The 16,310-nt window shown below is 73.3% G+C and carries 13 protein-coding genes; 7 read left to right on the top strand and 6 right to left on the bottom strand.

What is annotated here, in order from left to right:
* Positions 1-14: 14 nt before the first annotated feature.
* The 3 genes from FS793_RS13440 to FS793_RS13430 form a co-directional block, all read right to left on the bottom strand.
* Entirely contained in the window at positions 15-1,304 is a 1,290-nt protein-coding gene (locus tag FS793_RS13440) for an adenylosuccinate synthase (RefSeq protein ID WP_144721151.1), read from the bottom strand.
* 177 nt (positions 1,305-1,481) lie between these two features.
* Positions 1,482-2,888 (bottom strand): S8 family peptidase, encoded by a 1,407-nt coding sequence (locus FS793_RS13435; protein WP_222123763.1) that lies wholly within the window; start codon positions 2,886-2,888, stop codon positions 1,482-1,484.
* Between the two features lie 347 nt (positions 2,889-3,235).
* Positions 3,236-3,778, bottom strand: coding sequence for a TetR/AcrR family transcriptional regulator (locus FS793_RS13430; protein ID WP_144721149.1), 543 nt, complete (start codon positions 3,776-3,778; stop codon positions 3,236-3,238).
* 75 nt (positions 3,779-3,853) lie between these two features.
* On the opposite strand from FS793_RS13430, the gene FS793_RS13425 reads away from it, so the two are divergent.
* From FS793_RS13425 to FS793_RS13415, 3 genes are all read left to right on the top strand, one after another.
* Positions 3,854-4,552: a hypothetical protein gene (locus FS793_RS13425; RefSeq protein WP_186329525.1), complete on the top strand. Its 699-nt coding sequence runs from the start codon at positions 3,854-3,856 to the stop codon at positions 4,550-4,552.
* Positions 4,549-6,573 (top strand): YhgE/Pip domain-containing protein, encoded by a 2,025-nt coding sequence (locus FS793_RS13420; protein WP_144721147.1) that lies wholly within the window; start codon positions 4,549-4,551, stop codon positions 6,571-6,573. Before FS793_RS13425 ends, FS793_RS13420 begins: the two co-directional genes overlap by 4 nt.
* 326 nt (positions 6,574-6,899) lie before the next feature.
* On the top strand, positions 6,900-8,147 hold the full coding sequence (locus tag FS793_RS13415) for an Nramp family divalent metal transporter (RefSeq protein ID WP_144721145.1): 1,248 nt from the start codon (positions 6,900-6,902) through the stop codon (positions 8,145-8,147).
* A gap of 44 nt (positions 8,148-8,191) precedes the next feature.
* Here FS793_RS13415 and FS793_RS13410 read toward each other — a convergent pair whose 3' ends face one another.
* Positions 8,192-8,830 carry a TrmH family RNA methyltransferase gene (locus FS793_RS13410; protein ID WP_144721143.1) on the bottom strand — a complete coding sequence of 213 codons (639 nt, stop codon included), beginning with the start codon at positions 8,828-8,830 and terminating at the stop codon, positions 8,192-8,194.
* A gap of 152 nt (positions 8,831-8,982) precedes the next feature.
* Between FS793_RS13410 and FS793_RS13405 the strand changes: the two genes are divergently transcribed.
* Positions 8,983-9,807, top strand: a complete 825-nt coding sequence (locus FS793_RS13405; protein WP_144721141.1) for an HAD-IIA family hydrolase — start codon at positions 8,983-8,985, stop codon at positions 9,805-9,807.
* Between the two features lie 179 nt (positions 9,808-9,986).
* Here FS793_RS13405 and FS793_RS13400 read toward each other — a convergent pair whose 3' ends face one another.
* Together FS793_RS13400 and FS793_RS13395 are read right to left on the bottom strand one after the other, a co-directional pair.
* The gene (locus FS793_RS13400) at positions 9,987-10,583 is read right to left on the bottom strand and encodes a hypothetical protein (protein ID WP_144721139.1); all 597 of its coding nucleotides are present in this window, start codon (positions 10,581-10,583) and stop codon (positions 9,987-9,989) included.
* Positions 10,584-10,748: 165 nt separating this feature from the next.
* Positions 10,749-12,200 (bottom strand): sugar porter family MFS transporter, encoded by a 1,452-nt coding sequence (locus tag FS793_RS13395; protein WP_144721137.1) that lies wholly within the window; start codon positions 12,198-12,200, stop codon positions 10,749-10,751.
* An 89-nt stretch (positions 12,201-12,289) separates the two neighbouring features.
* Here FS793_RS13395 and FS793_RS16305 point away from each other — a divergent pair, with 89 nt between their 5' ends.
* The 3 genes from FS793_RS16305 (at position 12,290) to FS793_RS13385 (ending at position 16,291) form a co-directional block, all read left to right on the top strand.
* Positions 12,290-12,673 carry a hypothetical protein gene (locus FS793_RS16305; RefSeq protein ID WP_186329524.1) on the top strand — a complete coding sequence of 128 codons (384 nt, stop codon included), beginning with the start codon at positions 12,290-12,292 and terminating at the stop codon, positions 12,671-12,673.
* 14 nt (positions 12,674-12,687) lie between these two features.
* A complete protein-coding gene (locus tag FS793_RS13390) occupies positions 12,688-14,556 on the top strand; it encodes a GAF domain-containing protein (RefSeq protein ID WP_186329523.1) in 1,869 nt (622 codons plus the stop codon).
* Positions 14,557-14,695: 139 nt separating this feature from the next.
* Positions 14,696-16,291, top strand: a complete 1,596-nt coding sequence (locus tag FS793_RS13385) for a hypothetical protein (protein WP_144721133.1) — start codon at positions 14,696-14,698, stop codon at positions 16,289-16,291.
* The last annotated feature ends 19 nt before the right edge of the window (positions 16,292-16,310 follow it).

Here is a 16,310-nt window from a genome sequence, read left to right as displayed (position 1 = left end):
ACCGCAACTCGGGGTCAGCCCTCGATGAGGTCGTGTCGCACGACGATGGCCTCCCGGTCGGGGCCGACGCCGATCGCCGAGATGCGCGAGCCCGACATCGCCTCGAGCGCGAGCACGTAGTCCTGCGCGTTCTTCGGCAGGTCGTCGAACGTGCGCGCGCCGGAGATGTCCTCGGTCCAGCCGGGGAACTCCTCGTAGATGGGCGTCGCGTGGTGCACGTCGGACTGCGACACCGGCATCTCGTCATGGCGCACGCCATCCACGTCGTAGGCGACGCAGACGGGGATGCGCTCGATGCCGGTGAGCACGTCGAGCTTCGTGAGCACGAAGTCGGTGACGCCGTTGACGCGCGCGGCGTAGCGGGTGATGACGGAGTCGTACCAGCCGGTGCGGCGCGGACGGCCCGTGGTCGTGCCGAACTCGAAGCCGGTCGCGCGCAGGCGCTCGCCCCACTCGTCGAACAGCTCGGTCGGGAACGGACCCGAGCCGACGCGGGTCGTGTACGCCTTGACGATGCCGATGATGCGGTCGAGGCGCGCGGGCGCGACGCCCGAGCCGGTCGCGGCGCCACCGGCGGTCGCCGACGACGACGTGACGAACGGGTACGTGCCGTGGTCGATGTCGAGCATCGTCGCCTGGCCGGCCTCGAACACGACGATGTCGCCGCGGTCGAGCGCCTGGTCGAGCTCGAGGGCCGTGTCGCCCACCATCGGGCGGAGGCGCTCGACGTACGACTGCAGGTCGTCGACGATCTCGTCGACCGTGATCTGCCGACGGTTGTAGACCTTCGTGAGCAGGTGGTTCTTGAGATCGAGGGAGCCCTCGACCTTCTGGCGCAGGATCGACGGGTCGAAGAGGTCCTGCACGCGCACGCCGACGCGGTTGATCTTGTCGGCGTAGGCGGGGCCGATGCCGCGACCGGTCGTGCCGATCGAGCGCTTGCCGAGGAACCGCTCCGAGACCTTGTCGAGCGTGCGGTGGTAGTCGGCGATGATGTGCGCGTTCGCCGAGATGCGCAGCTTCGACACGTCGACGCCGCGCGCCGAGAGCGCCTCGAGCTCGTCGAACAGCACCTCGAGGTCGATGACGACGCCGTTGCCGATCACCGGCACGACGCCCGGGGTGAGGATGCCGGAGGGCAGCAGGTGCAGCGCGTACTTCTCGTCGCCGACGACGACGGTGTGGCCCGCGTTGTTGCCGCCGTTGAACTTCACGACGTAGTCGGTGCGGCTCGCGAGGAGGTCGGTGGCCTTGCCCTTGCCCTCGTCGCCCCACTGCGCCCCGAGGATCACGATGCCCGGCATGGGGTCCCCTTCTGCTTGGTCGGCAAGCGGGAGCCCGCTTGCACTCCACCCTATCGCGGGGGTCCTCCGGGCCCCGAGGGGTCCGGGGATGCCGGCGGAGACGGACGCGCACGAGGCCCCGGATGCGCATCCGGGGCCTCGTCGGGTCGGCCGCGAGCGGCCGACCCGTCTGCGCGGCTAGCCCGCCGCGAGCGCCGCCGCAGCGTCGACGAGCCCGGCGCCGCATCCGCCCGAGCATGCCGGGATGGATGCCGCGGTGGCTCGCAGCCGCTGCTCGATCTGCGCCGGGGTGAGGCCCGGCTCGGTCGCTGCGAGCAGCGCCACGACGCCTGCGACATGCGGCGTCGCCATCGAGGTGCCCTGGTACTCGGCGTAGCTCGGCGAACCCGGGGTGGTGGTGCCGGTGTTGAGCGTCGAGAGGATGCCCTCGCCGCGCACCGCCGACTCGCCGCCCGGCGCCGAGATGTCGACGGTGGTGCCGTAGTTCGAGTAGAACGCGCGGTTGCCGCCGATGTCGGTCGCTGCGACGGTCACGACGTTGCGGCAGTTGGCGGGGTTGAAGCCCGAGGCGTTGGCGTTGCTGTTGCCTGCGGCCACGACGACCGTGGCACCGCGTGCCACCGCCGTGTCGATGGCGCGCTGCGTGGTGGTCGAGCAGGAGCCCGCGCCGCCGAGCGAGAGGTTGATGACGTCGGCCGGGTTGGCGTTGGCGGGCACGCCCGAGACGCTGCCACCGGCCGCCCAGATGATCGCGTCGGCGATGTCGGTGGTCGAGCCGCCGCATCGCGCGAGCACGCGCACCGGCACGATGCGTGCCTCGTAGGCTGCCCCGACGACGCCCTGGCCGTTGTCGCCGACCGCCGCGATCGTGCCCGCGACGTGCGTCCCGTGCCACGACGAGTTGCGCGCCGCGCTGTTCGGCTGGCACTCGTTCGCCGCCGACCAGTCGCCCTGGTCAGCGGGGTTCGCGTCACGACCGTTGCCGTCGCGCGCCGCCGAGGCGTTGCTGACGAAGTCGTAGCCCGGCAGCACGTTGGGGTTCAGGTCGGGGTGCGAGGTGATGCCCGTGTCGAGCACGGCGACGACGGCGCCCGCGCCCCGCGACTCGGTCCAGGCTCCGGGTGCGTCGATGCCGGTCGGCCCGTCCTGCAGGCCCCACAGCTGGCCGTATCCCGGATCGTTCGTCTGGGCGATCGTCATCATGGCGTTGGGCTCGACGTAGGCGACGCCGTCGACGGCCTCGAGCTCCGCGACGAGCGCGTCGAGCTCGGCTCCTGAGACGGCCGCGTCGAGCGCGACCACCTCGGATCCGGTCGCCACGGGGGCGACGTCGGTCACGGCGACGTCGACCGACGACTCGGCGACGAGCTGCTCGGCGTCCGGCGCCGACGCGGGGGCGTCGTAGCCGATGATGAGCTCGTCGACCGGTGCGTCGACCGACACCGGGGCGGTGTCGAGCGGCTCGGCGCCAGACGGTGCCGCGGAGGCCATCGCCGTGGGCAGGGCCATGAAGGCTGCTGCGGCGATCGCGGTGGCGACGAGGGTTCGTCGCGCGAGCGGCGTGGGACGGGGGGTTCTCCTCATGGGACAGCTCCTCGCTGTGGTCGACACCGGTCCATCCGGTGCCTGCCAGGTCCTGCCGAGCGACCACGTCGTCCCCCGGCATCCGATGTCGGGGTGGACATCCTGGACCCTGTGCACGAATGTGCAAGAGTGGATGGCGCGCGTCAAGGATGTGCGCGAACTCGACGGATCGTCATTTCGCTGTGCGTCTGCGGTGAGGTTTCCTTGCGGATCCCGGACGGCGGGATGGCCCAGCAGTGCGCGGGCGATGGCGCCCGGCGGCGACGGATGAAGCGTTCGTCGCCGTCGAGGGCAGCCCACGACCTCGACTGCGACACGCCGGAGCGACGGTGCGCCCGGTGCAGCGGTCAGACGCCGGCGAGGACCGCCTCGACGGCGTCGGCGATCGACGCCTCGGGCTCGAAGACCGTGCGCTCGAACGCGACCATGACCATGGCGCCGACGACGGCGGATGCGCGCAGCGTCGACGGGCGCGGGGCGCCATCGGCCTCCATGGCGTCGGCGACGAGCGCGAAGAGCGCCGAGCGATAGGCAGCGAGCGACTGCTGCCACGGGCGGTCCGTGCGGAAGAGCTCGCCCGCGACGACCTTCGCGGCGGTCGGACGCTCCTCGACGCCCTGCAGGAACGACGTCACGATGGCCCGCAGCGCGCTCCCTGCCGGCGCGGCGGCGAGCGCCTCGCCCAGCCGCGTGCCCGTGCGCTCGACGGCATCGGCGAGCACGGCCTCGAAGACGGCGTCCTTGGAGGGGAACGAGTAGTAGACGCTGCCCTTCGCCACGCCCGCGCGCTGGGCGATGTCGTCGACCGTCGTGGCGGTGACGCCACGCTCGGCGGCCAGGGCGGCGGCCGCGTCGAGCACCTTCTCGCGGCTGCGGTTGGGGCGGGGCATCGTCGACTCCTGTCGGAATACTTGTACTGACCAGTCGGTTTAGTTTACCGTAGTGCGGTCGGAGGAGGAAGCGCGATGGACGTGCTGCTGGAGCAGGTCGGGATGGGCGATGCCCTGCCCGCGACGGATGCGGCGTTCGCATCGGGTGCGGCGACGCTCGTCGTCATCGAGACCGAGCAGCGCCCCACGGTGCTCGGCCTCATCGCCGCCGGCCGCATGAAGCCCGCATCCGGCCGCGTGCTGCTCGACGGCGTCGACGACCGCCGCGACCTGCACGCCCGCGTCGCCCTCGTCGACGCCCCGCGCGCATCCGACCCCGACCCTGCCGTCTCGCTCGCCGGCGCCATCGCCGAGGAGCTGCTGTTCGCCGGCCTGCCCGGCGACCCGCGCAGCGTGCGCGGCTGGGCCGCGCAGCTCGGCGTGCTCGACGCGCTCGCCACCGCCGTCGCCGACCTCGCACCCGCGACCCGTACGCGCGTGCTCGTGGAGCTCGCCATCCTGCGCGACGGCATCGAGGCCGTCGTGCTCGCGAGCCCCGACCGCCACGGCGGCGACCCGCACGACTGGTGGGCGCTCGCCCGCTCGATCGCCGACCGCGGCTTCGCCGTGCTCGTGCTCGCGAGCCCCGCATCCGAGCGCGTGCTGCGGGCCGCAGGCGAGCTGGATCGATTGGGCACTCGTGGTTCGCCCAGCGGCGTGTCGCGAACCACTGGCGACCACTCGGCCGCCAATCGTGACCAATCCGCATCCGCACCGCGTGAGGTGGCCGCATGACCGTGCCGCAGATCGTGCTCGCCGAGCTGCGCAGGCTCGTCGCGACGCCCATGGCGCGCCTCGCGCTGCTCGCCCTCTGCACCGTGCCGCTGCTCTACGGCGGCCTGTACCTGTGGGCGAACCAGGATCCTCAGGGCAACCTCGACGACGTGCCCGTGGCGCTCGTCGTGGCGGATGCCGGCGCGGCCGACGACGACGGCACGATGCGCGTCGTGGGCGACGAGGTCGCCGACGAGCTGCAGGACTCCGACTCGTTCGCGTGGCACCGCGTCACGGCGGCGAGCGCGCAGGCGGGCGTCGAGGACGGCACGTACGACTTCTCGGTGACCCTGCCGGCGACGTTCTCGGCAGACCTGCTGAGCGCATCCGGCGACGAGCCGCATCAGGCCGAGGTCGTGCTCGAGACGAACGACGCGAACGGCTACCTCGCAGGCACGCTCGGCGAGCGCGCGACCGACGCCATCCTCACCTCGGTGCGCGAGTCGGTGGGCGAGGAGGCCGCCGGGCGGCTGCTGCTCGCCATCAGCGACATCCGCGACGGGCTCGTCGACGCGTCGACGGGCGCCGGCGATCTCGCCGCAGGCGCGACGCAGGCGCACGACGGCTCGACGGCGCTCGCCGACGGCACGGCGCAGCTCGCGACGGGTGCGGATGCGCTCGCCGACGGCACGGGGCAGGTCGCCTCGGGCGCGCAGGCGCTCGCCGACGGCGCCGCACCGCTCGCATCCGGGCTCTCGACCCTGCAGTCGTCGACCGCGACGCTGCCCGCCGACGCCGCCGCGCTCGCCTCGGGCGCGCAGCAGGTGGCCGACGGCGACGCGCAGGTCGCCGCCGTCGGCGCGCAGGTCGCGTCGGTCACGAGCGGCCTCGCCGCCGACGTGCCGCAGACGCGCGCCGACATCGTCGCCGCGCTGCAGGCGGCCGGGCTCACCGAGGCGCAGATCGCGGACGCGCTCGTGCCGCTCGACGCCCTCGGCTCGGCCGTGGTCGATGGCGACGGTCAGGTGCAGCAGGCGTCGGGACAGCTGCAGCAGCTGTCGGCGGGCGCGCAGCAGGTCGCTGACGGCGCGGCACGCCTCTCGGCCGCCGCACCGCAGCTCGCCGGCGGCATCGCGCAGGCAACCTCGGGTGCGTCGCAGCTGTCGACGGGCGCGTCGCAGCTCGCGACCGGCGCCGCCTCGGCCGCATCCGGCGCATCCACGCTCGCGTCCGGCGCGCACGACGCCGCCTCCGGCGCGGCCACGCTCGACGACGGCCTCGCGCAGCTCGACGACGGCGCGACCGAGCTCGCAGGCGGGCTGTCGGATGCCGTCGACGAGATCCCCGCATCCACGCCCGCGCTCCGCGACGACCAGGCGTCGACGATCGCCGACCCCGTCGCACTCGACGCCGACGCCGTGACGTCGGCCGGCTCGTACGGCGAGGGCCTCGCGCCGTTCTTCCTGTCGCTCGCCGCGTGGATCGGCATCTACGCGCTGCTGCTCATCGTGCATCCCGTCTCGCGACGCGCGGTCACGGCGCTGCGCTCCCCCATCCGCGTCGGCCTCGCGTCGTGGCTCGCACCCGCGGCGCTCGGCGCCCTGCAGATGGTCGCGCTGTTCGGCATCGTCACGCTCGCGCTCGGGTTCACGCTCGCGGTGCCGCTGGGCGTGCTCGGCGTCATGCTGCTCGCCTCGGCGGTCTTCGCGGCGATCGTCGTCGCGCTCAACGTCTGGCTCGGATCCGTCGGCCAGTTCCTCGGCCTCGTGCTCATGGTCGTGCAGCTCGTGACCGCCGGCGGCACCTTCCCGTGGCAGACGCTGCCGGGGCCGCTCGCAGCGCTGCACCACGCCATGCCCATGACGTACGCCGTGGAGGCGCTGCGGCAGGTCATGTACGGAGGATCGGCGGGGATCGCGTGGCACGACGCGCTCGTGCTCGCGCTGTTCGGCGCGGCGGCGCTCGTGCTCGTCATCCTCGGCGTCGCCCGGATGATGGACCACCGCACGCTGCGCGACCTCCAGCCGAGCCTGATCGGGTAGGTCCACCCGACACCGCGTGCGCCCCACGAGCTGGTCGACGAGCGCGCGAGAACCTCACAGCGGGTCGAGGAGCGAGCGAGCGCCCCACCAGCTGGTCGAGGAGCACGCGAGCGCAGCGAGCACGCGTCACGAGACCCGAGTGATCGCGAGCACGTCTCGGTGCTCAGCCATTCGCGGGGACGGCGGGTCTCGTGACGCGTGCTCGCCCAAGGGCTCGCGCGCTCCTCGACCAGCTGCGGGGGTCCGCCCGTGCGGGTGTGGGCTCGCACGCCTCGCACCCCTGCGCGGCCTTGCGATTTCGTCGAGCCTGGTCATAAGGTTTCGGCATGCCGAAGACTGCCGAGCGCACCGCATCCCCGCTCCTGCGTCCGCGCCCGATCTGGCTGCTCGGACCCGCGCTCGTCGCCGGCGTCGCCTACCTCGACCCGGGCAACGTCGCAGCGAACATGACCGCGGGTGCCCGCTACGGCTACCTGCTGCTGTGGGTCGTCGTGGTGGGCAACCTCATGGCGTGGCTCATCCAGTACCTGTCGGCGAAGCTCGGCATCGTCACCGGCAAGAGCCTCCCCGAGGTGCTGGGCGAGCGGTTCGGCTCGCGCGCCGGGCGCATCGCGTACTGGCTGCAGGCGGAGGCCGTGGCGATGGCGACCGACGTCGCCGAGGTCATCGGCGGCGCGGTGGCGCTGTGGCTGCTGTTCGACATCCCCCTCGTCGCGGGCGGCGCGATCACGGGCGCGATCTCGATGGCGCTGCTGTGGCTGCAGACGCGCCGCGGCCCGAGGGTGTTCGAGATCGTCATCACGGCGATGCTCGTCGTCATCGCCGTCGGCTTCACCGCGGGCCTCTTCGTCGGCCCGCCCGGCGCGGAGGCGTTCGGCGGCCTCGTGCCGCGCTTCGAGGGACCCGACACGGTGCTGCTCGCCGCATCCATCCTCGGCGCCACGGTCATGCCGCACGCGATCTACGCGCACTCGAGCCTCACGCGCGACCGGTTCCGCTCGGGCGACGGCGAGCCGCTCGCGGTGCCGCGCCTGCTGCGCGCGACGCGCTGGGACGTGTCGATCGCCCTCGCGATCGCCGGCACCGTGAACGTGGCGATCATCGTGCTCGCCGCCGCGAACCTCGCGGGCGTCGAGGGCACCGACTCGCTCGAGGGCGCGCACGCCGCGATCGGCGCGGCGCTGGGCGTCGGCGTCGCGACGATGTTCGCGATCGGCCTGCTCGCCTCGGGCCTCGCCTCGACGGCCGTCGGCGCCTACGCCGGGTCGGAGATCATGCAGGGCCTCGTGCACGTGCGCGTGCCGGTCACGACCCGGCGCCTCGTGACGCTCGTGCCAGCGCTCGCCATCCTCGCGCTCGGCGTCGACCCCACGCTCGCGCTCGTGCTGAGCCAGGTCGTGCTGTCGTTCGGCATCCCGTTCGCGCTCGTGCCGCTCGTGTGGCTCACCGCACGCCGCACCGTCATGGGCGAGCATGCGAACCGGTGGTGGACGACGGCGCTGGGCGCGCTCTTCGCCGCCGCGCTCGTGACGCTCAACGTGCTGCTGCTCGTGCTGACGTTCACCGGCGCCTAGTCGAGGGCCTCGGCCCGATGCGACCTCGCATCGGGCCGAAGTCGTCAACTCCGGGCGTGGGTGCGCAGCCACTCGTGCATCACGATCGCCGCGGCCGCCGCGGCGTTCAGCGAGCGCGTCGAGCCGAGCTGACGTACGTGCACGTGGTCGGACGCGGCGGCGATCGCCGCCTCCGTGAGCCCCGGCCCCTCCTGCCCGAAGAGCAGCACGCACGCCTTCGTCAGCGGCGCCGCATCCACGGGCCGCGACGCGGGATGCGTGTCCACGGCGACGATCGGCAGGCCCGCCTCCGCAGCCCACGCCGCGAGCGCCTCGACCGACTCGTGGTGCCGCACGTGCTGGTACCGATCGGTCACCATGGCGCCGCGGCGGTTCCAGCGCCGCTTGCCGACGATGTGCACCTCGGCCGCGACGAAGGCGTTGGCCGTGCGCACGATCGACCCGATGTTCAGGTCGTGCTGCCAGTTCTCGATCGCGACGTGGAACGGATGCCGGCGCGCGTCGAGGTCGGCGACGATCGCCTCCATCGTCCAGTACCGGTACTCGTCGACGACGTTGCGGCGATCGCCGTGCTCCAGCAGCTCGGGGTCGTAGCGCGGATCGGCGGGATGCTCGCCCGGCCACGGGCCGACGCCGACGTCGGGCAGCTGCGCCTCCGGCTCCTCGTCGCTGCGCGCATCCATCCGGCCAGTCTGCCGTCTCGCGATCGACGCGCTCGGCCGGCGCGGGCGGGTGGGGTCCGCCGGCCGCCGGCGGCCATCGCTCCGGCGAACCCCGGGCGAACGCTTCGCGCCATCCCCCACCACTGCCGGGGCATCCGGACTACCGTGGGGACATGCGCGATCGTTCCGACATCGAGTGCTGGCTGACCGACATGGACGGCGTGCTCGTGCACGAGAACCATGCGCTGCCCGGCGCGCAGGCCCTCATCCAGCAGTGGACCGACGCGGGCACCGAGTTCCTCGTGCTCACGAACAACTCCATGTTCACGCCCCGCGACCTCGCCGCACGGCTGCGCGCCTCGGGCCTCGACGTGCCCGAGGACCGCATCTGGACGTCGGCCCTCGCGACGGCCGACTTCGTGAAGCAGCAGATGCCGGGCGGCTCCGCCTACGTGCTGGGGCAGGCGGGCATCATCACGGCGCTGCACGACGCGGGCTTCACGATGACCGAGACCGACCCCGACTTCGTCGTCGTGGGCGAGGTGCGCGACTACTCGTTCGAGGCGATCACGAAGGCCATTCGCCTCATCGACGGCGGCGCTCGCTTCATCACGACGAACCCGGACGCGACCGGCCCGAGCCCCGAGGGTCCGCTGCCCGCGACGGGCTCCGTCGCGGCGCTCATCACGGCCGCGACCGGCAAGGTGCCCTACGTCGTCGGCAAGCCGAACCCCATGATGTTCCGGTCGGCGCTCAACAAGATCGGCGCGCACTCCGAGAACACGGGCATGATCGGCGACCGCATGGACACCGACATCATCGCCGGCATGGAGGCGGGCCTGCACACGGTGCTCGTGCTCACGGGCATCACGACGCAGTCGTCGATGGACCAGTACCCCTTCCGCCCCGACGAGATCGTCTCGGGCGTGCACGAGCTCGTGGATGCGGCGCCGCACGAGTCCGACGTCGACGCGGAGCGTCCGCACGCCGACGTCTGATCGATCCGACCGGTCACTCGGCGTCGTGACTGGTCGCTCCGTGCGCTGACTGGTGACGACCTCCCGGTGACTGGTCGCAGTCGCACCTGACTGGTCACGGTGTCGGTGCAACTGCGACCAGTCGAGGTGCATCTCCGACCGGTCGAGGTGCATCTCTGACCAGTCAAGCCGCCCAGGGCTCAGCCGGAGGCGAGCAGGCGGGCCGTGTGCACCGCGAAGGCCGCAGCGGCAGCGCACGACGCGGCGGCCGCGGCGGGCAGCAGCACCTCGACGCCGCGCATCGGCACCTCTCGGCCCGAGAGCCCGTCGAGCCGCACCCATCCGTAGACCGCTGCCTTGCCCTGGCCGAGGCAGAGGATGCCGAGCGCGATCGCGATCGCCACGAGCACGAGCCCGGATGCGAGCAGCGGCACCGACACGGAGCCGCTGCCGAGCAACGCGCCGAGCGCGAGCCCGGCGCCGAGCGTGCCGACGGCGGCCGGCAGGATCCACCATCGCACCGGCGGGCCGAAGCCACGCGCGATCACGATCGAGAACAGCACCGACACGGCCATCGTCACGACGCCGGCGATCACGCCGCCCCACGCGGCCGCGCCGCAGACGCGGACGGACGCCTCGCACGCGAGCGACAGGTCGGCGAGCCCCGATCCCGACAGCGCCGTGAGCACCGACCCGTAGGCGAGCAGCACCCACGAGGAGATCAGCCCGAGCCAGCCCGTGCCCGCCTGCCCCAGCACGACGCGCCGCGGGGTCGGGTACAGGCGCTCGCGCAGCATCCCTCCACGCTAGCCCTGCGCCCGCCCTCCGACGGGACTGGTCGCAGACGGTTCGACGCTGGTCGGAGTTGGCAGCCAACTCCGACCAGTCGAGGGCCAGGTGCGACCAGTGTCGAGCCAACTGCGACCAGTCGTCTCGACGAGCGACCGATCGGCGCAGCCGCGCTACGACCGCCTCTTGCGCACCTCGAGCTCCTCGGGCATGTCCTCGAGCTCGACGCCCTTCGTCTCGGGCACCTGCCAGAGCACGAACACGAACGACAGCGCCGCGAACACCGCGTAGAAGCCGTACGCGAAGGTGAGGCCGATCTCGGCGAAGATGGGGAAGGTCGTCGAGATCGCGAAGTTCGCGAGCCACTGCGCCGCCGCCGCGACCGCGAGCGCCCCGGCGCGGATGCGGTTCGGGAACATCTCGCCCAGCAGCACCCACACCACGGGTCCCCACGTCGTGCCGAAGCCGACGACGAACAGGTTGGCGGCGACGAGCGCGATCGTCGACCACGGCGACTCGAGCGTCGCCTGGCCCTCGGCGTCGAGCGTCGCGAACGAGAACGCGAGTGCCATCGTGCCGAGCGACACCGCCATGAGGGCGGAGCCGGCGAGCAGCATGATGCGCCGGCCGACCTTGTCGATGATGAGGATCGCGACGATCGTGACGGCGATGTTCGTCACCGACGTGATGACGCTCGTGAGCAGCGCATCCGACTCATCGAATCCCACCGACCGCCACAGCGTCGTGGAGTAGTAGAAGATCACGTTGATGCCCACGAACTGCTGGAACACCGACAGCAGGATGCCCACCCACACGATGGGCTTCAGGCCCAGGCGCTTGCCGAGCAGGTCGCGCAGCGACTCGCGGTCCTCGCGCTCGAGCGACGTGCGGATCTGCTCGATGCGCAGGTTCACGTCGGGCTCGCCCGTGAAGTCGAGCAGCACCTGGGATGCCTTGTCGACGTCGCCGCGGGCCACGAGGAAGCGTGGCGACTCGGGCAGCCGGATGGCCATGACGCCGTAGATGATGGCGGGGATCGCCTCGGCCATGAACATCCACCGCCACGCCTGCAGGCCGGCCCACAGCTCGCCGGCGGCGCCGCCCGCGCCGGCCGCGAGCGCCGCGTTCGACAGCAGCGCGGCGAAGATGCCGAGCACGATCGCGAGCTGCTGCAGCGAGCCGAGGCGGCCGCGCACGTGCGCGGGCGACACCTCGGCGATGTAGGCGGGGGCGATGACGGAGGCGGCGCCGACGCCGAGGCCGCCGATGACGCGCCACACGATGAGGTCGACGACGCCGAACGCGAGGCCCGAGCCGATCGACGATGCGAGGAAGAGCACGGCGGCGACGAGCATCACCGGGATGCGGCCGAACCGGTTGGCGATCTGCCCGGCGAACCAGGCGCCGGCGACGCAGCCGAGCAGCGCCGACGACACGGCGAAGCCCTTGACGGCGGCCGAGAGGTCGAACTCGCCGGCGAGCGCATCCACGGCGCCGTTGATGACGGCGGTGTCGAAGCCGAAGAGGAAGCCGCCGAGCGCCGCCGCGATGGCGATGCCGACGACCCTCGCGTTGACCCTGCTGTGTCCGTCGCTCGCCATGATCGTCGCTCCCTCGCTCCGCATCCGCCATCCCGTGCCCCGGCACGCTACGCCTCTCGCGCGCGTGGCGCGCGCGGGCTGCGCGCGCGGGCACGGCGCGGTAGGGTCGCGCGGTGATCCCCGACGACTGGATGCCGCACCACCGTGCCGACGGCGAGACCGTGGGCTACGTGCACCTCGCCGAGGGCGGGCTGTTCCAGGCCCACGACCTGCTGGGCCGCGCGCTCGGCGCACCGGGCGAGTGGCTCGCGATCGAGTCGATGCTCGACGAGCACTCGATCGCGTGGCTCGACGGCACGTGGTCGTACGCGATCGAGGAGGGCCGTGCGGTGCGCGTGCGCATCGCCGAGCTCTCGGGCGAGCGGGTCGTGCTCGTCGAGGATCGCCTCGGCTCGGTCGAGGGCGCGGCGCCGCAGCGCTACGAGGTGCCGGTGCCGGTCGCGCCGGGCGTGCTCGAGCCCGCTGCACCGCTCACGGAGTGGCCGCCCGCGCCATAGGGCACGATCGACCCATGGATGCGTCGCCGCTGTCGAGGATGCTCGACGACGCCGTCGCAGGCGTGCTGGTCGACGATGCGCGCATCCGCGCGGCGCTGCCCGACGCATCCGACGCCGCGGCGATGCGGCGCCTGCTCGACGAGCGCGAGCGCCTCGTGCGCCGCGACCTGCAGCTGGGCGCCGTCATGGCGTCGACGCGCGACCTGCTCGACGTGCACGAGGTCGACGCGATGCTGCAGCGCACCGTCGACCGCGCCTTCGAGCTCATGGGCGTCGACGTCGCGTACCTGTCGGCGTACGAGGAGCGCGAGGACCAGCTGTACGTACGGGCGACGCGCGGCATCGCATCCCCGCGCTTCCTCGGCATGGTCGTGCCTGCGGGCGTCGGCGTCGCGAGCCTCGCGGTGCGCACGCGCACGCCGCAGTGGGTGGAGGAGTACGCGCAGGCGACCCTGCCGCACGACGCGATCATCGACGACGTGCTCGCCGAGGAGGGCCTGCGGTCGCTGCTGGGCGTGCCGCTCGTGGCGCACGATCGCGTGCTGGGCGTGCTGTTCGCGGCGACGCGCTCGGCGCATCGGTTCACGGCCGATGAGATCGCGCTGCTGTCGACGTTCGGCGGTCACGCGGCGATCGTGCTGCAGATCGCGTCGCTGTTCGAGGACGTCGCGTCCGCGTCGCAGCTCGCCGAGGATCGGCGCAGGCACACGGAGTGGGCGGCCGAGCTGCACGCCGAGCTCGCGCGGGCGGCGGTCGACGGCGCGGAGCCCGACGCGCTCGCGGCGACGCTGTCGACCGCGCTCGATCGGCCCGTGGCGCTGCTCGACGCCGATCGGCGCCTCGTGGCGGGCGATGCGGCCCTCGCGGATGCGGTGCCGTCGCTCGCGCGCGCGCTGGCCTCCGCCGCGCGCGAGGGTGCTGCGGTCGTCGTCGACGGCGCGGTCGAGCTCGTCGCCCCCGTGCTCGCGAGCCGCGAGCGTCCCGGCGCCCTGCTCGTGGGTCGGGGCGCGGTGCCGCTCGACGGCGTGCGACGGCGCACGGTCGAGCGCGCGGCGCTCGTGCTCGCGTTCCTCGCCGTGCAGCGGTCGGCGGTGGCGGATGCGGAGGATCGCGTGCGCGGCGAGCTCGCGATCGACCTGCTCGACGACGCGTCGCCGGCGGCCCTGCGTCGAGCGGCGGCGCGCGGGCTCGCGATCGATGCACCGTGGGTCGCGGTCGCCGTGCCTGCGGCCGCCGACGCGCGTGCCCGCGGCGTCGGGGTCGCCGGCCGGCGCGCGGCGTGGCTGACGGCGGCGACGCCCGATGGCCTCGTGGTGCTCGTGCCCGCCGCCACGCCTGCGGATGCGGCCGCCGAGGTGCTCGGCACGCTCGGCGCCGACGGCATCGCCGCGCTCGCGGTCGGCGCCGCGGCGGCGGACCTCGCGCGCGCCGCGCAGGCCGCTCGGACCGCGACCGCCAGCGCCCGGCTCGCCGCCGGCCTGGGCATGCGCGGCGCGGTCGACGCGGCCGCGCTCGCGCCGTACGCGGGGCTCTTCGGCGACGGGGCAACGGCGGCCGCGTCCATCGACGCGGTGCTCGCGCCGGTGCTCGCCTGGGATGCCGAGCGAGGCACGGCGCTCGTCGCGACCATGCGGGCGCTGCTCGACGCACGCGGCTCGGTGCGTGCGGCGGCGACGGCGCTGCAGGTGCATCCGAGCACCGTGAAGCAGCGGGCGGGCCGCATCCGAGCCTTGCTCGGCGACGCGTGGACCGATCCGGAGACGCGGTTCCGCGTCGAGGTCGCGGTGCGGCTCGAGCTCGCCAGGCGAGCGCTGCGAGCAGGCGGCGAGAGTGGCGAGCGACCGAGCGCGTCCCCCGAGCGACAGGATGGCTCGGCGCGCTGATCGGACCTGTCTGAGGATCTCTCGACCCTCAGGCTATGCTGCAACCATCCGGGCTTTCGCTGCCGGCTCACCTGCCGCAGGAGCGCTCGCACGCCTCCCTCAGCGGCCCGATGCGGCCTGGCCGCTCAGGAGCAGATCCATGCGTCGAACCCTGCATCGAACGGCCGCGGCCCTGCTCACGGCAGTCGTGGCGATCGGCGGCGCGCTCGCGCTCGGCGTCGCGCCGGCGAACGCCGCGACCTTCTCGTACTCGGGCTCGCTCGACGACGGCATCACGAGGGTCTCGGGCAGCTGCGTCGCGGGCACCGAGGCATCGGCCTTCTACGACGTGCAGCAGTTCTCGGTCACCGCCCCAGGCGAGTACGACCTCTCGACGACGCAGGCGTCGCGCGGCGGCCTCGAGCTGCAGCTCTTCGAGGGTGCGTTCGACCCGCAGTCCGCGAGCGGATGCATCGGCTCCGCGGCCGGCTCGCCGACGGCGCTCGCGTCGTTCGACGCGCAGCTCGCCGCTGGCACGCAGTACTTCCTCGTGACGACCGGGCAGACGAACCAGGGCGCCGCCTCGTTCACCAATGCCGTCTCGGGCCCCGGCGAGATCGTGCCCGTGGCGCCGACGGTGGCCGTCTCCCTCGCGCAGGGCCAGTCGTTCAACGCGGCCAGGCTCCCCGTCCGGCTCGCCGTGACGTTCTCGGAGCCGGTGACGGGCTTCGGCCTCGACGACGTGCGGATCGTCGCGGGCATGGGGGTGCCCATCGATGCCGAGATGCGACTGACCGGATCGGGAGCGTCGTACGAGCTCACCATCCTCACGCTGCCGAGCGCGTTCAACGGCACGCACGTCGTGTCGGTGGTCGCAGGAGCAGCCGTGACGGCCCGCGGCGCCGCGAACCTCGCATCGACCACCAACGGCGGCTTCGCCTTCGCGCCGACCTCGCCGACCGCGCAGGTGCGCGCGATCACGGCCCCGGTCGTGGAGCTCCCCGCGACCTTCGAGGTCGTCTGGTCGACCTGGGTGCAGGGCTTCGACCTCGCGGACATCCAGGTGAGCGGCACGGCCGGCCCGTCGCAGGTCACGCTCTCCGGCGAGGGCGACAGGTTCCTCGTCACGGTGGCCGCTGCCGAGCGGCCCGGCACGATCACCGTCGGTGCGGCGAACGACGGCGCGACGTCCGCCGGCCTCACGAGCCTCTTCGTCATCCCCGCGACGCTCGAGTACGCGCCGACGGCGCCGAGCGTCACGATGACGCCCGCCGCCGTGCAGCCCGATCCCGCAGCGGTCGCGTTCGACGTGACCTTCTCGCAGTCGGTCACGGGCGTGGAGGCCGACGACTTCACCGTCGGCGGCACCGCCGGTGCGACGACCGTCGCGGTCACGGGCTCCGGCAGCGCGTACGTCGCGACCGTCACGGGTGCGACGCAGGTCGGCACCGTCGTGCTCACGATCGCCGAGGGCGCGGGCACGACGTCGGCCGGGTTCGGCTCGCTCGCCGCGACCTCGACGGCCGGCTCGGTCACGGCGGTGCCCGAGGTGCAGCCCACGCCCGGCTCGCCGAGCCCGTCGGCACCGGCACCGTCGGCACCGACGCCCTCGGCGTCCGCGCCTGCCGCTGGCGCTGCTGCCGGTGCCGCCGGCGCGCTGCCGCAGACCGGCCTCGACGCGCCCTGGCTGCTGCTCGCCGCCGCCATGGCGCTGCTCGTCGCGGGCATCGGTGCCCGGAGGCTCGCGCGCCGCTGATCGCACCCGCACGGCGCAT

The sequence above is a fragment of the Agrococcus jejuensis genome (assembly GCF_007679035.1).
Lineage (GTDB): Bacteria > Actinomycetota > Actinomycetes > Actinomycetales > Microbacteriaceae > Agrococcus > Agrococcus jejuensis_A.
The sequence above is the reverse complement of the archived record's forward strand: the minus strand, read 5'-3'. Positions and strand labels throughout refer to the sequence as shown.

Coding starts and splice junctions, on each gene's coding strand:
- FS793_RS13400 (WP_144721139.1), bottom strand. CDS start 10,583: ATGCTGCGCGAGCGCCTGTACCCGACCCCGCGGCGCGTCGTGCTGGGG.
- FS793_RS13415 (WP_144721145.1), top strand. CDS start 6,900: ATGCCGAAGACTGCCGAGCGCACCGCATCCCCGCTCCTGCGTCCGCGC.
- FS793_RS13430 (WP_144721149.1), bottom strand. CDS start 3,778: ATGCCCCGCCCCAACCGCAGCCGCGAGAAGGTGCTCGACGCGGCCGCC.
- FS793_RS13420 (WP_144721147.1), top strand. CDS start 4,549: ATGACCGTGCCGCAGATCGTGCTCGCCGAGCTGCGCAGGCTCGTCGCG.
- FS793_RS13435 (WP_222123763.1), bottom strand. CDS start 2,888: ATGAGGAGAACCCCCCGTCCCACGCCGCTCGCGCGACGAACCCTCGTC.
- FS793_RS13385 (WP_144721133.1), top strand. CDS start 14,696: ATGCGTCGAACCCTGCATCGAACGGCCGCGGCCCTGCTCACGGCAGTC.
- FS793_RS13405 (WP_144721141.1), top strand. CDS start 8,983: ATGCGCGATCGTTCCGACATCGAGTGCTGGCTGACCGACATGGACGGC.
- FS793_RS13410 (WP_144721143.1), bottom strand. CDS start 8,830: ATGGATGCGCGCAGCGACGAGGAGCCGGAGGCGCAGCTGCCCGACGTC.
- FS793_RS13440 (WP_144721151.1), bottom strand. CDS start 1,304: ATGCCGGGCATCGTGATCCTCGGGGCGCAGTGGGGCGACGAGGGCAAG.
- FS793_RS13395 (WP_144721137.1), bottom strand. CDS start 12,200: ATGCGGAGCGAGGGAGCGACGATCATGGCGAGCGACGGACACAGCAGG.
- FS793_RS13390 (WP_186329523.1), top strand. CDS start 12,688: ATGGATGCGTCGCCGCTGTCGAGGATGCTCGACGACGCCGTCGCAGGC.
- FS793_RS13425 (WP_186329525.1), top strand. CDS start 3,854: ATGGACGTGCTGCTGGAGCAGGTCGGGATGGGCGATGCCCTGCCCGCG.